The sequence below is a fragment of the Novosphingobium sp. GW821-FHT09E05 genome (assembly GCF_059416165.1).
This window is the reverse complement of the sequence record NZ_JBWKOQ010000005.1, coordinates 66019-81407: the sequence shown is the minus strand read 5'-3', so window position 1 is coordinate 81407 and position 15389 is coordinate 66019. Positions and strand designations below refer to the sequence as shown.

12 protein-coding genes are annotated in these 15389 nt (G+C 68.1%); 1 reads left to right on the top strand and 11 read right to left on the bottom strand.

Going from position 1 to position 15389, the window contains the following annotated elements; genetic code table 11:
* Positions 1 to 17: 17 nt before the first annotated feature.
* A complete protein-coding gene (locus AC07M9_RS17870) occupies positions 18 to 560 on the top strand; it encodes a carboxymuconolactone decarboxylase family protein (RefSeq protein ID WP_494885587.1) in 543 nt (180 codons plus the stop codon).
* Between the two features lie 179 nt (positions 561 to 739).
* Here AC07M9_RS17870 and AC07M9_RS17865 read toward each other — a convergent pair whose 3' ends face one another.
* The 11 genes from AC07M9_RS17865 to AC07M9_RS17815 all read right to left on the bottom strand — a co-directional run bounded on the left by AC07M9_RS17865 (position 740) and on the right by AC07M9_RS17815 (position 15388).
* Entirely contained in the window at positions 740 to 2353 is a 1614-nt protein-coding gene (locus AC07M9_RS17865) for a class I adenylate-forming enzyme family protein (RefSeq protein ID WP_494885586.1), read from the bottom strand.
* A gap of 7 nt (positions 2354 to 2360) precedes the next feature.
* Complete coding sequence (locus tag AC07M9_RS17860) at positions 2361 to 4850, bottom strand: TonB-dependent receptor (RefSeq protein WP_494885585.1); 2490 nt, start codon at positions 4848 to 4850, stop codon at positions 2361 to 2363.
* A gap of 193 nt (positions 4851 to 5043) precedes the next feature.
* Positions 5044 to 6057, bottom strand: coding sequence for an aldo/keto reductase (locus AC07M9_RS17855; RefSeq protein WP_494885583.1), 1014 nt, complete (start codon positions 6055 to 6057; stop codon positions 5044 to 5046).
* 145 nt (positions 6058 to 6202) lie between these two features.
* On the bottom strand, positions 6203 to 7057 hold the full coding sequence (locus AC07M9_RS17850; RefSeq protein ID WP_494885582.1) for an aldose 1-epimerase: 855 nt from the start codon (positions 7055 to 7057) through the stop codon (positions 6203 to 6205).
* A complete protein-coding gene (locus tag AC07M9_RS17845) occupies positions 7054 to 8475 on the bottom strand; it encodes a sugar porter family MFS transporter (protein ID WP_494885580.1) in 1422 nt (473 codons plus the stop codon). Before AC07M9_RS17845 ends, AC07M9_RS17850 begins: the two co-directional genes overlap by 4 nt.
* 233 nt (positions 8476 to 8708) lie before the next feature.
* Positions 8709 to 9500: a D-xylose 1-dehydrogenase gene (gene xylB / locus AC07M9_RS17840; RefSeq protein WP_494885579.1), complete on the bottom strand. Its 792-nt coding sequence runs from the start codon at positions 9498 to 9500 to the stop codon at positions 8709 to 8711.
* A gap of 23 nt (positions 9501 to 9523) precedes the next feature.
* Positions 9524 to 10672, bottom strand: a complete 1149-nt coding sequence (locus AC07M9_RS17835) for a fumarylacetoacetate hydrolase family protein (RefSeq protein WP_494885577.1) — start codon at positions 10670 to 10672, stop codon at positions 9524 to 9526.
* Between the two features lie 13 nt (positions 10673 to 10685).
* Positions 10686 to 12308: a family 43 glycosylhydrolase gene (locus AC07M9_RS17830; protein WP_494885575.1), complete on the bottom strand. Its 1623-nt coding sequence runs from the start codon at positions 12306 to 12308 to the stop codon at positions 10686 to 10688.
* 132 nt (positions 12309 to 12440) lie between these two features.
* Positions 12441 to 13532 (bottom strand): LacI family DNA-binding transcriptional regulator, encoded by a 1092-nt coding sequence (locus AC07M9_RS17825; RefSeq protein ID WP_494885573.1) that lies wholly within the window; start codon positions 13530 to 13532, stop codon positions 12441 to 12443.
* Between the two features lie 93 nt (positions 13533 to 13625).
* Positions 13626 to 14522, bottom strand: coding sequence for an ABC transporter substrate-binding protein (locus AC07M9_RS17820; protein ID WP_494885571.1), 897 nt, complete (start codon positions 14520 to 14522; stop codon positions 13626 to 13628).
* Positions 14523 to 14605: 83 nt separating this feature from the next.
* A complete protein-coding gene (locus tag AC07M9_RS17815) occupies positions 14606 to 15388 on the bottom strand; it encodes an SDR family oxidoreductase (RefSeq protein ID WP_494885569.1) in 783 nt (260 codons plus the stop codon).
* Position 15389 lies beyond the last annotated feature (1 nt).

Here is a 15389-nt window from a genome sequence, read left to right as displayed (position 1 = left end):
TTAAAGGGAGAGAGATCATGACGCGCATTCCTCCGGTCGATCCGGCCGATTTCACGCCCCAGCAGTCGAAGCTCGTCGGCGAATGGACGCACCTCGAATTCAGTCGCGTCCTTATCGCCAGCCCGCGCATGTACGGAACGTTCGTGCCGTGGCTGCGCGAACTGATTGCCGAAACCGTGCTGCCGGTGCGCGATCGCCAGATCGTCTGCCTGCGCGTGCTGGAACTGTGCGGCGACGTCTACGAAAAGACCCATCACATCGTCATCTCGCGCAAGTGCGGGCTCGGTGACCCTGAAATCATGGACTTCATCGCGGGAGAAGGTCCGAGCCTGACCGACGACGACCGCGCCGTCATCGCCGCCTGCGACGAATTGCACGAAGACCAGCGCGTCTCGGATTCGACCTGGGCGCTGCTCGCGCAGCGTTATTCTCAGGAACAGCTCATGGAACTGGTGTTCCTTGCCGGCTGCTACCAGACCATGGGCATGCTGACGAAGAGCTTCGACATCGCGCTAGAGCCCGACCTCGAAAGCTTCAACGCCCTGCGCAGCTACGCGTAGCGCCGCCCGCCGCGTCCGCAGTCAGGACCGACGACAAACACGGCTCACAGCCCGTCGTCCCCCGCGAAGGCGTGCCCCCGCCTGCGCGGGGGGCGACGGTGTTTGTGGTGCAGGACCTGTTTGCGTTCCAAGCGTCTGTTCGTTTTCGCCGCGATTGCTCGACAGGACGCCAGCGCCCGCTACGCCTCGCCGAACAGGCTGCCCAATTCGGCAAGCCTGAGCTTGCCGGTCGCGGTGCGCGGGATATCCGCCTCCTCCACGAACACGATCCTGCGCGGGATCTTGTAGCTGGACAGCGTGTCCCGCAGCGCCCCGCGCAGCGCCTCGGCATCCGCGGTCGCACCCGCCGCCAGCACGACCGCGGCGGCGACCACCTGGCCGAATTCCGCATCGGGCAGTCCGGTGACGGCGCTGGCGGACACTTGCGGCAGGGCGTTCAGCGCCGCCTCCACTTCCAGCCGCGAGACGTTGGCCGCCCGGGTCTTTATCATGTCGCCCCGCCGGGCGACGAACGTGAGGTAGTCCTCGGTGTCGATCCGTACGAGGTCGCCGGTCGGGTAGAACCCGTCGGGCGTGAACACCTCCTCGCGGCGCCTGCCATAGAAACCTGCCATGAGCGCCCCGCCGCGCAAGTGCAGTTCACCGACCTCTCCGGGCGCCACCGCGCGCCCGGTCTCGGGATCGACGACCCGGCGCTCGTATCCGCCCACCGCCCGCCCTGATGCCGCCGGCTTGTCGGCAGGCAGGCGCCGGTCGATCGGTTCGGCGCTGTGCGGGGCGAACGTCTCGCTCATGCCCAGCATGTTCGATTGCAGGTGCGGCTCGATCGGCATGCCCTGGGCATCGCGGAAGGGGCCGAGGCCGGCGATGGCGTCGATGTCCACGCCCTCCGCGACGGCCAGCGCGCGCAGCCGGGTCAGTCCGTCGCCCCAGCCGTTGAGCCGGTTCACGCCGCACCGCCGGATCGTGTCCAGCACCACCGGCAGTTCGGGGGAGGCCGGATAGACCAGCGTCGCGCCCTGGCTCAGCACCTGCATCGCCATCGCCATGCCGCCCAACCAGAAGGCGGGGAGCATCGGCAGCATGCGGTCACCCGGCTTGACCAGGAACAGCTTCGCCAGTTCGGGCGGATGGCGGGTGACGTTCCACTGGGTGTGGACCACCGCCTTGGGCAGCGAGGTGCTGCCCGAGGTATAGACGATGACCGCCTCGTCCGCCGGCGAGACCCGCGCCTCGGCCGCAGCCAGCAGCGCCGTTCCCACCCCCCCGGCAAGTGAGGACAGGTCGGCATGGGTGCCCGCCCACCCGAGCCCCCCGGCATCGTCGAACCATACGGACCGCAGGTAAGGCGCCTCCTCCAGCCGCAACGCCCCCGGCGCCTGTCCGGCAAGCGCGGGAAAGGCCCGGCCCAGCACATCGCCATAGTCGTGCCGCAGCATCCGCCGCGCGGCGACGAGGATCTGCACGTCGCTGTTGGACAGAATATGCGCCAGTTCGCGCGGTGTCGCCAGGGTGCTCACCGCGGTCACCAGCGCCCCGATCCGCAGGGCCGCGAGGAACGTGGTGATCCAGAAAATCCCGTCCGGCGCGAGCAGCGCGATGCGGGCGCCCTTGCCCGCTCCCAGCGCCAGCAGTGCCCGCGCCATGCACGCGGAGCGGCGGTCCAGTTCGGCGTAGTCGATTGTATCGGCTGCGGTGACGACCGCATCCGCGCCGCCGCGCCGGGCGACGATGCCGGCGAGCATGGCGGGGACGGTCGAGCATGGCTCCCTGTCGCTGGCGACGCCGCTCATGTCGCTCTCAGCGCACCTTGGGCCGGATCGTCAGGCGCAGCCAGAACTCGCGCCCGTTGTCGTAGGAGCACCAGACCTCGTCGCTGCCCGAGGGGCCCTTGGCCGGGCCGCCGTGCGCCTCGCCGGGGAAGAGGATGCCGCCCGCGTTGTTCGAATTGAAGCACAGGCCGCTGGTGTAGCGGTTGCTCAGGTTATTGCCGAGCAGCGACACCTCCCAGCTGTCGTCCTTGGCTCCGAACGCCACCGAGGCACCGACCTTGAGGAAGCGGCCCTGGTAGAAATCCCGGCGGCTGCCGAGGTTGGTCGTGTATTCCGACGAGTACTGCCCGCTGGTGCCGAGCCGCAGCCTGTGACCAGCGCCCACCGGCAACTCGTAGTCGATGCCGTAGCTCGCCTGCCATTGCGGCGCGCGGCTGAGCGGGGTGCCCGACAGGTCCTGCGCGGCGTACTGGAACGGCTGGCCCTGCCCGTTCACGAAGTAGTTTCCGTTCGCGAAGGAAATCTGGTCGCCCGGATTGCCGACGAGGTCGAGCACGCGGGGCACGAGGTTGCAACCATCCGCGAAAGTCTGCCCGCCGGCGCAGGGCGCGCCGACGAATTGCGTGAACTTCGCCTTGTTCCAGTTGATCGCGCCGCGGATCGACAGGCCCTCGACCGCGTGGGGGTAGAAAGCCGCGTCGAAATCGACGCCGTAGACCCGCGCCGTGCCCGCGTTGACCGTGTTGAGCACGGGAATGCCGTTGGACGCAGGCTGGTTCACCCCAACCTGCAGGCCGTTGTAACGATAGTAGTACCCCGCCAGGTTCACGTTCAGCTGCCGGTCCGCCAGTCGGGTCTTGATGCCGAGTTCGCCGCCCCGCACCCGCTCGTCACCGTAGGAATTGTCGGTGCCGGGGAACACGGGCTGGACGATGTTGTACGAGCCCGACTTGTAGCCCTGCTTGAGAGAGCCGAAGATCGTGAAAGTGTCGGTCGGCGTGAAGGTCACGGTGAACTCGGGCGACCAGTTCTTCGACACGAGATCTGGCGCGGTGGGCACGAAGCTGGCGCCCCCCGCCATGCTGGTCATGTCGATCGAGCGGCGCTCGTCGGTGTAGCGCACGCCGCCCGCAAGTTCGAGCGTGGGCGCGACCTGGAAGCGCAACTGCCCGAAGCCGGAGATCGATTCGATGTCCATATCGAACGTCCCTGCGAGCAGGCGGTCGGGAAAGCCTAGCGCGGTATTGCCGGCAAGGAAGGCATCGTCGAAAACGCTGGCTTTCTGGTAGAAGGCGCCAAGCAGGAAGTTCAGCGGCCCGGAATAGTCCGAGGTCAGGCGCAGTTCCTGCGTGAAGTCCTTGCGGTGGTATTCCTTGGCCGCCGCAAAGGTGGAATAGGTGCCCGGATTGAAACCGCCGGTCAGCGACTTGCTCCTGAGATCGTAGTAGCCGGTGACCGACGTGGCGGTGAGCCCGCCGCCGATCTCGCCGTTCAGCTCCAGAGTCGCGAAGTCCTGCTTCGTCCTGACGTAAGGCTTGCCGTTGTTCGGCAGGCCGCCGAACGTGTCGGGATCGAGGTAGACGATGGGGGCGTTGCGATCGGCCTTGCAGTCCTCGCCCGGCGCGAAGAACGAGGGCACCGGGATGCCGATCGACGGCAGGTAGTCGGCGGTGCCGTCGGGGCAGGACTTGTACTGGAACGGGCCGCCGCCCTCGGTGTATTCGTTGGAATGGTTGAGCTTGAGCCGGGCGGTGACAGGCCCGCCGGTGTCGTAGAGCAGCGTTCCGCGCAGGTAGACGGCGTGGCTGCTGCCCAGTCGGTCGCGGGGCTGGACGCCGCCGAGCGCGGGAATGGCGACCGCGGTATTGCGGAAATAACCGTCCGAGGTGTTGATTGCCGAGGCGAGGCGGATGCCGAGGCCGTCCACGAGCGGGCCCGAAAGCACGGCCTCGCCGCGCATCGTGCGCGCCCGCGCTTCGTAGGCGAGGCGGCCGACGACCTCGTAGTCCTTGCCCGGATCGGCGGTGCGGATCGAGACGACGCCGCCCGGGCTGTTCTTGCCGAAGAACAGCGCCTGCGGGCCCTTGAGCACTTCTACCTGCGCCATGTCGAACAGGCCGATCGCATAGGCATTGCCCTGCGTGAACTGCATGCCGTCGATGTTGAGAGAGACCGACTGGTCGATGCCGGGGTCGAGCGAGGTCGTGCCCACGCCCCGGATCGAGACCTGCGCGCCGTTCTCCAGCACCGACTGGCCAAGGATGAAGCCGGGCGTCAGCCGGGTGATGCCCTGGAGGTCGACCACCTGCGCGTCGGCGATCTGCTGCGCGGTGACGACGTTGGCGACGACGGGCACCTTGAGGATCGATTCCTGCCGCTTGCGCGCTGTGACGATGATCTCGCCGGGATCGCCGGCCACGCCGGCGTCCGCCGTCGCCGTCTGCTGGGCCTGCGCGGGCGTGGTCCAGAGCGCCAGCAGCGCGGCACCGGTGCCGCATGACAGGATCCTCTTGGCCATGGTCATCGTCTTCCCTCCCGGTCACGCCCGTCTTGGTGCGGGCGATCGGAAGATGACCGGCGCGGCGGCGCGCCTCAATCGGGCGGGAGACGTGACTCTGGAACAGATCGGAGCGGTGTTCTCGGCATGGCGCGGCGCTCGATGCGCACCTCGGGCGAAAGCCGGCCCGCACCCGTGCAGGCCGGCTTCGTCATCAGCCCTTTTCGGGCAGCGGCGCCGCTGGATCGACGAGGTCGGCGGCGCGCAGCTCCTCCCAGAAATCGCCCGGCACGGTTTCCTCGAGCGCGGCGCGATCCTCGGCAATGCGGCCCGGTCGGCTCGCGCCCGGGATCACCGCCGCTACGCCCGGATTGGCGAGCGAGAACTGTAGCCCCGCCGCCTTCATGCTGACGCCATGGCGGTCGGCGATGGCCTTGATCCGGGCGACCTTGTCGAGAATGGCGGGCGTCGCCGGTGCATATTCGAAGTTCGGACCCCCAACCAGCGCGCCCGAGCTGTAGGGGCCACCGACGACGATGCCCAATCCCCGCTCCGCGACCAGCGGCATCACACGCTGAAGCGCGCGGGAATGATCGAGCAACGTATAGCGGCCAGCGAGCAGGAAGGCATCGGGGCGCGGTTCCTCCAGTTCGAGCAGCAGTTCGATCGGCTCCACCTTGTTGACGCCGAGCCCCCACGCCTTGATCGTCCCTTCGTCGCGTAGCCGGTCGAGCGCCCTGAACGCACCGTTACGGGCCTCCTCGAACTTCTCCAGCCACACGTCGCCCCAGAAATCCTGTGCGAGGTCGTGGACGAAGGCGATCTCGATATGGTCGGTGCGCAGCCGCTTCAGGCTGTCCTCGATCGAGCGCAGGGTGGCGTCGTAGGTATAGTCGTTGACAACGCGGTTGGCCCGGCCATGCGCGAAGACGCCGGCCTTTTCGCCCTGCTCCCGCGCGCCGACATCCTCCAGTTCGTCGAGGATGACGCGGCCCACCTTGGTGCTGACGACGTACCGGTCGCGCGGCTTGTCCGCGAGCGCCTCGCCCATGCGAAGTTCGGCGAGCCCGGCGCCGTAGAACGGCGCGTTGTCGTAATAGCGGATGCCGTCGTTCCACGCGGCCTCCACGGTGGCAAGCGCCTCGTCCTCGGGAATGTCGCGGAACATGTTGCCGAGCGGCGCCGCACCGAACCCGAGCTTGCCGGGGAGAATATCCTTGAGGGCCATCGTTCGTGTTCCTTTGCCTCAGGCAACCGCCAACGGGTCGAGCGTCAGCGCGACACGCTCGGCGGGAGCGTTGATAGGGAGAGATAGGCCTGGAAATGCGGTCTGGCGCGGTGCATTTCAACCGCTGTGTCGCCTGAGGCGCCGTTCAGCCGCGAGCGGCGATCTCCAGCGTCATGGCCTGCCTGCCGCCCGGTGCCAGCACGACGCCGCCCGCAACCGCGAAGTCGGCTCGATTGAGAGCATCGGGCATGTGGCTGGTCGGCTCGAGGCAGAGGAAGTCCTCGCCCGGCGGCGCGAAGACATGGAGGAACCCGGCCCCTCGCGCTTCCAGAGTGATCCCTTCCGCCCAGGCTGCCCGGCCCGTCCATCCGAAATAGCAGTTGTCGATCAACGATCCGGCCGCAGGAACGGCGCCCGCCCCGAAGTCGCCGAGCGCGTCGGCCGGCAGCGGATGGTCCGGGATCAACGCCGCGTCGTTGTGCCACAGACCAGCGGCTTCGAACTGCAAGGCGTCGCCCGCACCGCGCGCGAAGTAGGGGTGCAGGCCCAAGCCAGCCGGCATCGGCCGGTCCGAAGCGTTGACCAGTTCCAGCGTGATGCCCAGCCCGCTTGGCCTGACTTCGAAGCGCTGCACGGCGGACCAGTCCCACGGCCAGTGCTCGTCGGCCCGGTGGGCGCAGGTCAGGACCGCGCTGCCCCCCGCCTGCTCCGCCACGTCCCAGGACCGGACCCAGCCGAGCCCATGCAGCGGATGAGGAAAGACGGGGTGGCTGGGCGGCAACGCATGCAGCTCGTTTCCGAAGCCGAAACACCCACCGGCGATACGATTGGCATAAGGCACAAGCGGGAAGCATGCCGTCTCCAGCGGATCGTTGGCATCGTCGGGCGCCGGCCGCAGGATATCCCGGCCACCGACCGAGAACCTGCCGACCGCGCCGCCCAGGTGGGGCAGGAGCGTGACGACCGCCTCTGCCCGCCGCAGGACCAGCGTCCCGCTCACCCTGCCATTTCCTCGAGGGTCCGTCCCCGCGTTTCGCGTACCATGGTGCGCACGAAGAAGAATGAGACGAAGGCGCTGAGGGCATAGAAGCCATACGTGACGGGCAGGCCGAGCCCGGCCGCCATCGCCGGAAAGCTCACCGAAATGGCGAAGTTCGCGATCCACTGCGCGAAGCCCGAAACCGCCAGCGCCGAGCCGCGTATCTGGTTGGGGAACATCTCCCCCAGCATCACCCACATGACCGGGCCCCAGCTGACGTTGAAGAACACGACGTAGGCATTGGCGGCGATCAGCGCGATCACGCCGACATCGTCGGACAGCGTCAGGTGCCCGTCCGCGAACGTACCGCTGGCGAAGCAGGCCGCCATCGTCCCCAGCGTCACCGCCATGCCGGCAGAACCGGCGAGAAGCAGCGGCTTGCGGCCGAGCCTGTCGATCAGCGCGACCGTGACGAGGCAGGCCAGGATCGACAGCGAACCCGAGAGGATGTTGATGAGCAGCGCATCGCTCTCGCTGAAGCCCACCGACTGCCACAGCACCGCGCCGTAGTAGAAGACGATGTTGATGCCGACCAGCTGCTGGAAGATGGCGATGCCGATGCCGGCCCAGACCAGCTTGCGCAGGCGGCCAGTGGTGGGGTCTTTCAGGTCGGCGAACTTCGGACGGTGGTGGTCGGCAGCCAGCGTGGAGCGGATTTCCGAGACCATCGTACCGGCGCGCGCGGCGCTGAAGATGCGGGTCAGGATCGTCAGCGCCTCGGCCTCGCGGCCGCGCGCGACGAGGAAGCGCGGGCTTTCGGGGATCATCATCAGCGCGACGAGGTAGATGAGCGCAGGGATCACCTGCATCCAGAACATCCAGCGCCATGCCGGGAGGTCCAGCCAGAGCGGAGCGGTGCTGCTGCCTGCGGTCTTCGCGAGTACGTAGTTGGCGACGAAAGCGCCGGTCAGGCCGGTGATGATCATGATCTGCTGGAGGCTTGAGAGGCGCCCGCGGATCGACGCGGGTGTCACCTCGCTGATGTAAACCGGAGCAAGGACGCTGGCGGCGCCGACGCCGACACCGCCGACGAAACGCGCGATGATGAACACCAGCGAACTGCCCGCCGCCCCGGCGCCGAGCGCGCTGATCACGAACAGCCCCGCGCCTATCATCATCACCTTGCGCCGTCCGATCACGTCGGCCAGTCGTCCCGCGACGAAGGCCCCGACCGCGCATCCCAGCAGGATCGCACCCACGTTGAGGCCCGTGCCCAGCGCGGAAAGGCCGAATGCGCTTTCCAGCCCGTCCTGCGTCCCGTTGATCACGCCGCTGTCGTAGCCGAACATGAAGCCGCCGATCGTCGCCACGACCACGATCATGGCAACGAAGGCAAGGTTCACCTTGCCGTCGCCCGGGCCTTCCCCAACATCACTCATTCGATTGGATCCTCTTTCGTGCATGGCCGTGTTTCGGCTCTCTTCAGTACGATGGATGGCTAGGCGGGCGCCCCGGAACTTCAACCTCGAAAGTGCGGAGGTCCCCGGCATGGGGCTGGTCCGCCAGCCGGGCCTGAGCCAAACCTTCCCGCACGGTCGTCGCGTAGACGGTGCGCGGGTCCTCGCCCAGTGTCGCGCCGACCCTGGCGGCGACCTGCGGGACCGGGGTTATCTCAGCGCCAGCCGGCATCGACGAAGTACTCGTGGCCCGTGCACATGCGCGCATCGTCCGAGGCGAGGAACAGCGCCAGCGCGGCGACGTCGGCGGGCTGCACACGGCTGTTGAGGCACTGCGCGGCGAGAATTTCGCGCTCGCCCTCGGGGGTGTACCATTTCTCCTGCCGAGGGGTCTGGACGTTGCCGGGGACGATCGCGCAGACCCGAATGCCCTTGTCGCCCAGTTCGCGGGCCATCGCGCGGGTCATGCCCTCGATGCCGGCCTTCGCGGTCTGGTAAAGCGAGAGCTGGTCGAGCGCGAGGTGCCAGCTGATCGAGCCGAAATTGAGGATAACCCCGCCGCCGGCCCGCTCCATATGCGGGATTGCGGCCTGTGCGGCGAAGAACAGGTGGCGCAGGTTCACCGCCATGCGCTCGTCCCAATATTCCGGGGTCACGTCCGCGATGGCGTGGCGGTCGTCGTTGGCGGCGTTGTTCACGAGAACCTGAAGCCCACCTGACATGACATGGGCGGCATCGACCTGCGCCTTCACGAACGCCAGGTCCCTGAGATCGCCGCACGCGAAGCGCGGCGCGAAATCGACCTCACCGTCGAGCCGCGCGACCAGTGCTTCGGAGGGCTCGGCAGCGATGTCGACGAACAGCACTTTCGCCCCCTGCCGGGCGAATGCCTCCACCAGCGCCGCGCCGATGCCCGAACCGCCGCCCGAGACGAACACGCCCTTGCCGGCCAGCGATGGGTAGCGCGCCGTCTGCGTGACGGGGGCGGAGGTCGTAGTCGTCAGCATCGTATTCCTTCGAAAAATCAGGTTCAGCCGGCGAACGCTTCGGCTTTCGGGCCGACCAGTCCGCGCGCGGCGAGGTTACGGTAGAGCGCCGAAATGCCCGTCTCCCAGGCCGGGGCATCGCGCGAGGTGGCGACGGGGTTGACCAGCGTGCCGAGCCGCTCGCTGGAGATGGTCACCACATCGCCGACCTTGTGGGTGAAGCCGCGACCCGGGGCGTCGCGGTCCTGGGTGGGCGCGAACAGGGTGCCGAGGAACAGGACGATACCGTCGGGATACTGATGCTCGCTGAAGGCCTGGCGCAGCAGGTCGAGCGGCGGGCGGCTGATTTCGGACATGCGGCTCTCGCCTTCGAGCAGGAAGCCTTCCGGGCCTTCGATGCGCAGCAGCACCTTTGCGCTTTCGACGTCAGCGATGGTATAGCCCTCGTCGAACAGGCGCACGAACGGGCCGATCGAGCACGAGGCGTTGTTGTCCTTGGCCTTGCCGAGCAGCAGCGCGGAGCGCCCCTCGAAGTCGCGCAGGTTGACGTCATTGCCGAGCGCCGCGCCTACCGCCTTGCCGTGCCGGTCGGAGAGGAGGACGATCTCCGGCTCCGGGTTGTTCCAGTGCGAATCCGAGCGCACGCCGACCGCCGCGCCCGATCCCACCGTCGCCAGCACCGGCGCCTTGGTGAAGATTTCCGCGTCGGGCCCGATCGCGACTTCGAGGTACTGCGACCACATGCCATCCTCGATCAGCGCCGCCTTGAGCGCCGCCGCCTCGGGCGAGCCCGGCACGACCGAGCGGATCGAGCCGCCGATGCGCTCCTCCAGCCCGCCGCGCACCGCCTGCGCCTGATCGGCATCGCCGCGCGCGCGCTCCTCGATCACCCGCTCGAGCGCCGAGACCGCGAAGGTGACGCCGGCCGCCTTGATGCATTGCAGGTCGACGGGGCTCAGCAGCGCCGCGCGCGAGAGCACCTCCTCCGCAGCGCCGAGCAGTGCGCCGAGCGCCGGATCGCAGGCGCCCGCATCGACGAAGTCTGCGACAGTGGGAGCCACCCGGCTCATGTCATAGGCCATGCCGCCGCCGAGCAGCACCGGCGTCGGGCCATCGCCAAGGTCGAGCCGGCCGAGGAACGTCCCTTCGCGCCAGTCGGCGGGGAGCATGGTGGCGGTATCGAACGAAGTCATGTCAGCCGATCCTTCAAAGCGCGCGGAAGGTGAACTTGCGGAACCGGGCCTCGCCCTTGCCCGCCGAATAAAGGCCCGGCCGCAGCATCAGGAAACCGCCGCGCACGTTGTGGTGGTAGCCCGAGACTTCCATGCCGCGATCGAAGCGTTTCCAGGTCCGGCCGCCGTCGCCGCTGGTGTGGAACGAGACGATGTGGCGGTCGTTGCGCACCCGCATCAGCATCTTGCGGCCGTGCGGGTTGGCGGGGCGGCCGCGCTCCATGCCGTACTGGTGGGTGACGAACTTGCTCTCGTCGAAGCCAAGGCCGCAATAGAGCTGCTGGTCGTAGAACAGCAGCAGTCCCGCGGTGGTGCCGGGATCGATCTCGATCTCGCAACTGAATTCGTAGGCCTGGTCGCCCGCGATAAGCAGCAGCGGCGAGGAATCGACCGGTGCCTTGCCGCGCGCCGTCAGGTGCAGGCACTTGTCCGCAACCCGCGCGCGGCTTTTCTCGTCGGCGGATGGCTTGAAGAAGTTCCAGCGCCGACCGAGTTCGAGCGTGGTGAAGTCGTCCGACAGCGGCAGTCCGTGCGGGCCGGACTTGCTGCCGCCTTTCGGCGCGGCGATCGGCGCCGAGAGGTCGCCCCCTTCCATGCGGAACCAGCCGTCGGCGGTCCATGTCACGGGATCGAGCAGGGTCTGGCGCCCCAGCGTCCAGAAGTCGCGCTCGTAGCCGTGGTAGACCGACCACCAGTCGCCGCCCGGCCCCTCGAACAGGGTGGCGTGGCCGCGCGACCACCACTTCTCGGCGAGGTCGGTGGTGCGCACGATCGGGTTGTGCGGGCAGTTCTCCCAGGGACCGTTGATCGACTTCGATCGCGCCGCGATCACCATGTGCCCGGTCGGCGGACCGGCAGTGCCGCCCACCGCCGTGATGATGTAGAAATAGTCCCCCCGCCGCATGACCTTGGGGCCTTCGGGTGAGAAGCCCTCGACGTCCCAGTCCTCGGGATAGTGCCAGGGATCGTAGACGTGCTCGACCTTGCCGACGGTGGAGAGGCCGTCCTCGCTCAGGCGGATGCGGTCGCCGCCCGAGAGGAACAGCCAGCGCGACCCGTCCTCGCCCACGGCATGGCCCGGGTCGATGTGGTCGGGCAGGCCAAGGTCGATGGGCTCGCTCCACGGGCCTTCGATCCGGTCGGCCCAGATCACGTAGTTGGCGTTGGGGCTGGCCTTGGCGGGGAAGTAGATGAAGTAGCGATTGCCGTGCTTGCAGATGTCCGGCGCCCAGACCGCGCCGACGTTCTTCGTCAGCGCCGCCGTGATCGGCTGCCAGTTGAGCAGGTCGCGCGAATGCCAGACGATCAGCCCCGGATAGGAATCGAAGGTCGAGAAGGTCATGTAATAGTCCTTCCCGTCCCGCATGATCGAGGGATCGGGATGGTCGCCCGCCATCAGCGGGTTGAGGAAGGTGCCGTTGCCGAGGTCGGCGACGCGCTGGTCGTCGAAGCCGCGCTTCCAGGTGGGCGCGGCACCGGGCGCCGGGCTGGGAGCGCCGCCGACCGGCGCCAGCCCCGCCGATGCCGATCCCGGAACAGCCGCGAAAGACGCTGCGCCCAGAGCTGCGGCCAAGGCTTCCCGCCGATCGAACTTCATGCATCTCACCCTTTGTTATCTATTTATGCTAGCGCTATCATACTATTTGGCGGCGTCAAGAACTTGCCGCCGGTGGCCTGCCCTTGCGGATCGGCGCCAAGCCGTCCTGCTGCGCGCGCGCTCGAGGGCGGGCTATGCCGCCGGGGGAGCGTCGGACTCGCGCGCGATCAAGGTGAAGGTCATCTGCGAATGCCGCGGCGCGACGCGGCGGCCTTCGCGGCGGTTGCGAATGTCCTCCACCAGTTGCGCGACCGCCGCGCGCGACATGTCCGCGATGGGCTGGCGTATGGTGGTCAGTTCCGGCCAGGTCGTGGTCGCCTGGGGCGAGTCGTCAAAGCCGACCACCGTCAGGTCGCGCGGCACGTCCAGACCCATGCGATGCGCCAGCGAGATGACCGCCGCGGCCATGTCGTCGTTGCTTGCAAAGATCGCGGTAGGCCGCTCGGCCTGCTCGAGCAGGAGATGTGCAGCGTCGAGACCCGATCGGTAGGTGAAGAGGCCCTGCACCACCAGCGCGGGATCCGACACCAGACCGGCCTCCCCCAGCGCGTCGAGATAGCCATGAAGGCGGAGCGCCGAGGCGGTCTGGTCCGGATTGCCGGAGACGAACCCGATCCGCTCGTGGCCGAGCGCAATCAGGTGGCGCGTCATCGCCGCCGCCGCCTCCCGGTCGTCGATGTTGACCGACGAGAGGGCCATCGACGGCCGTCCCGATGCCACCGCCACACCGGGCACCGCGGCTTCCTCGAGCAGGGCATGGATGTCCTGCGCATCGCAGAGCGGCGGGGGGAGGATGACTCCATCGATGCCGCTGTCGATCAGGCGCTGCACGGTGCCGCGCCGTTCCTCCTCCTTTTCGCAGAGCTGCACGACCAGCTGCACGTTCGAGCGCGCCGCCTGGTCGAGGCTCCCCACCAGGAACTCGTTGAGGTAGCCTGCGCTGGGGTTGCTGTAGAGCAGCCCGACCCGGATTTCGCTCGCGGCCGCAAGGTTGCGCGCGGCAGGGCTGGGCGAATAGTTGAGCGCCGCGATCGCCGCGTCGACCCGCTCGCGCGTCTCCGGGCGGACGTTGGCCTTGCCGTTCATGACGCGGGACACGGTCATCAGCGATACCCCGGCCTCACGCGCGACATCGGAGATGGTCGGGCCGGCGCGCGATCGCCGCGACGACCGGGTTGCCCGCCGCGAGGCTGTCGGCGATCCGTCGATGTCGTCGTCACCCAATCGTGGTCTCCTGCACTACCTGGCTGCTACCTCGGTGCTAAGCGCGGCCAATGCAACCCGGGGATGCAACGCGTGCTTCCTAACGTAGGGTTCCTACCGTCCCGCGAAGGCGTTTGTGTAGTAATCCTCCACCACGCGGCGCTGGGGGATCAGCTTGCGCGTCAGCAACCGGGTTTCAGCCGCACGGACGGTGTCGGCATCGAAACGGCCGACAGGTCTCCCGCCGTAGACGCGGGACGACAGCAGCGTGAAGATGCGAACGATCTCGGCGTGGCTGTAGCTGCTGGCCGGTGCCGCCGCCTCATACTGCGTCGCGGCGGCTTCAGGGTCACGGGCGATCTCGCGAAGCGCGCGCAAGGTGACGCGCACGAAGCGGCGCAGCACCTTCGGCCTTCGGGCGATCATCGCATCGGACGCCATGATCGCCTGCGCCATCGCGGGATAGACGCCGTCCAGTTCCCGATACGCGAGCCGCACGCCCGTTCGTTCCGCCTTCACGCCCCAGTCCACCGTGCCGACGAACCCGTCGATCTCGCCCGCGCCGAGTGCTGCGATCAGTTCGGCCGGCTGACGCGCCCGCGTTTCCAGGGACCGCGATCCGGCCGCAAGCGCCTGGACCGCATAATAGGAAGTGTCCTTGAAGGACGGTACGTCGATCCGCCTCCCGTCGAAATTGCCGAGCGTCGCAGGACTGTCCTGACGGGTCACAAGCGTCAGGAAGGAATGCCGGCCGAGAAGCGCGATGCCCCTGACCGGCACGTTCGCGGCGCGCAGCAGGATCGGCGTATCGCCGCTCGCGCCGCCCAGGTCGCCCTCGCCCCGGGCGAGCGCCTCGCCGACGTTGAAGCCGCCCGGCACGACCGCGAAGCGCACGTCCAGCTTGGCTTTGCGATAGCGCCCCTGCTGCTCGGCCAAAAGGAACGGCGCGAGGACGATCGCGTCCTTCGGGGCCGGCAGCAGGTAGGTGACTTTCTCCTCCGCGCCGGCCATCGCAGGCGACGGGGCGAAAGCGCCCGTCAGGCACGCCATGCATAGCATGCGCAGAAGCGCCCGCGCGGCGCGAGACACTGCCATCACGCGAAGCGCGAAACGCCGCCGGCCACTTCGAGCGCGGTGCCCGTGATGAAGCTCGCGGCGGGGGAGGCAAGGAAGACGATGGCGGCCGCCGTTTCCTCCGGCTCGCCGAAGCGTTCCAGCGGGATATGCTTCTCGCGCGCGAGGCCGGCGAGCCAGTCCTTGTATGTCACGCCAGCGGCTGCGCGCTCCTTGTAGCGGCGTTCCCACTGGCCGCTGTTCACGGTGCCGATGAGGATCGAATTCACGCGCACCTTGGGGGCCAGTTCGACGCTGAGCGACTTGACGAGGTTCTGCACCCCTGCCCGCGCCGCCGAGGTACAGACCATATGCGGCTCGGGCTGACGCGCCAGCAACGAATTGACGACGACGACGGCGCCCGCATCGCTCGCCTGGAGCAGCGGCAGGAAAGCGCGCGTCGGGTGAATGACGCTGAAGAACTTGAGCTTCAGTTCAGCGTCCCAGTCGGCGTCGAGCGTGCTGGCGAAGGTGCTCAGCCGCGCCTGTCCGGCGTTGTTGACGAGGATGTCGGCTTTGCCGAACCGCGCCGCCGTGCTCTCGGCAAGGCGGCGCACGGCCTCGCCGTCGAGCACGTCGCACACTTCCGCATGGAGGCGTTCGCCGCCGCCGAGTTGCGCGGCGGCGGCATCGAGGCGTTCGCGGTCGCGGCCGCAGATCACCACGCTGGCGCCGTCGTCGAGGAAACGTCGCGCGGTGGCGAGACCGATCCCGGACGATCCGCCGGTGACCACAGCCACGCGTCCTGAAAGCCCCAGATCCATG

What these genes read in the sequence shown, in the direction of transcription:
- AC07M9_RS17870 (WP_494885587.1), top strand. Translation starts at nt 18, where the DNA reads ATGACGCGCATTCCTCCGGTCGATCCGGCCGATTTCACGCCCCAGCAG.
- AC07M9_RS17865 (WP_494885586.1), bottom strand. Translation starts at nt 2,353, where the DNA reads ATGAGCGGCGTCGCCAGCGACAGGGAGCCATGCTCGACCGTCCCCGCC.
- AC07M9_RS17860 (WP_494885585.1), bottom strand. Translation starts at nt 4,850, where the DNA reads ATGGCCAAGAGGATCCTGTCATGCGGCACCGGTGCCGCGCTGCTGGCG.
- AC07M9_RS17855 (WP_494885583.1), bottom strand. Translation starts at nt 6,057, where the DNA reads ATGGCCCTCAAGGATATTCTCCCCGGCAAGCTCGGGTTCGGTGCGGCG.
- AC07M9_RS17845 (WP_494885580.1), bottom strand. Translation starts at nt 8,475, where the DNA reads ATGAGTGATGTTGGGGAAGGCCCGGGCGACGGCAAGGTGAACCTTGCC.
- xylB (WP_494885579.1), bottom strand. Translation starts at nt 9,500, where the DNA reads ATGCTGACGACTACGACCTCCGCCCCCGTCACGCAGACGGCGCGCTAC.
- AC07M9_RS17835 (WP_494885577.1), bottom strand. Translation starts at nt 10,672, where the DNA reads ATGACTTCGTTCGATACCGCCACCATGCTCCCCGCCGACTGGCGCGAA.
- AC07M9_RS17830 (WP_494885575.1), bottom strand. Translation starts at nt 12,308, where the DNA reads ATGAAGTTCGATCGGCGGGAAGCCTTGGCCGCAGCTCTGGGCGCAGCG.
- AC07M9_RS17820 (WP_494885571.1), bottom strand. Translation starts at nt 14,522, where the DNA reads ATGGCCGGCGCGGAGGAGAAAGTCACCTACCTGCTGCCGGCCCCGAAG.
- AC07M9_RS17815 (WP_494885569.1), bottom strand. Translation starts at nt 15,388, where the DNA reads ATGGATCTGGGGCTTTCAGGACGCGTGGCTGTGGTCACCGGCGGATCG.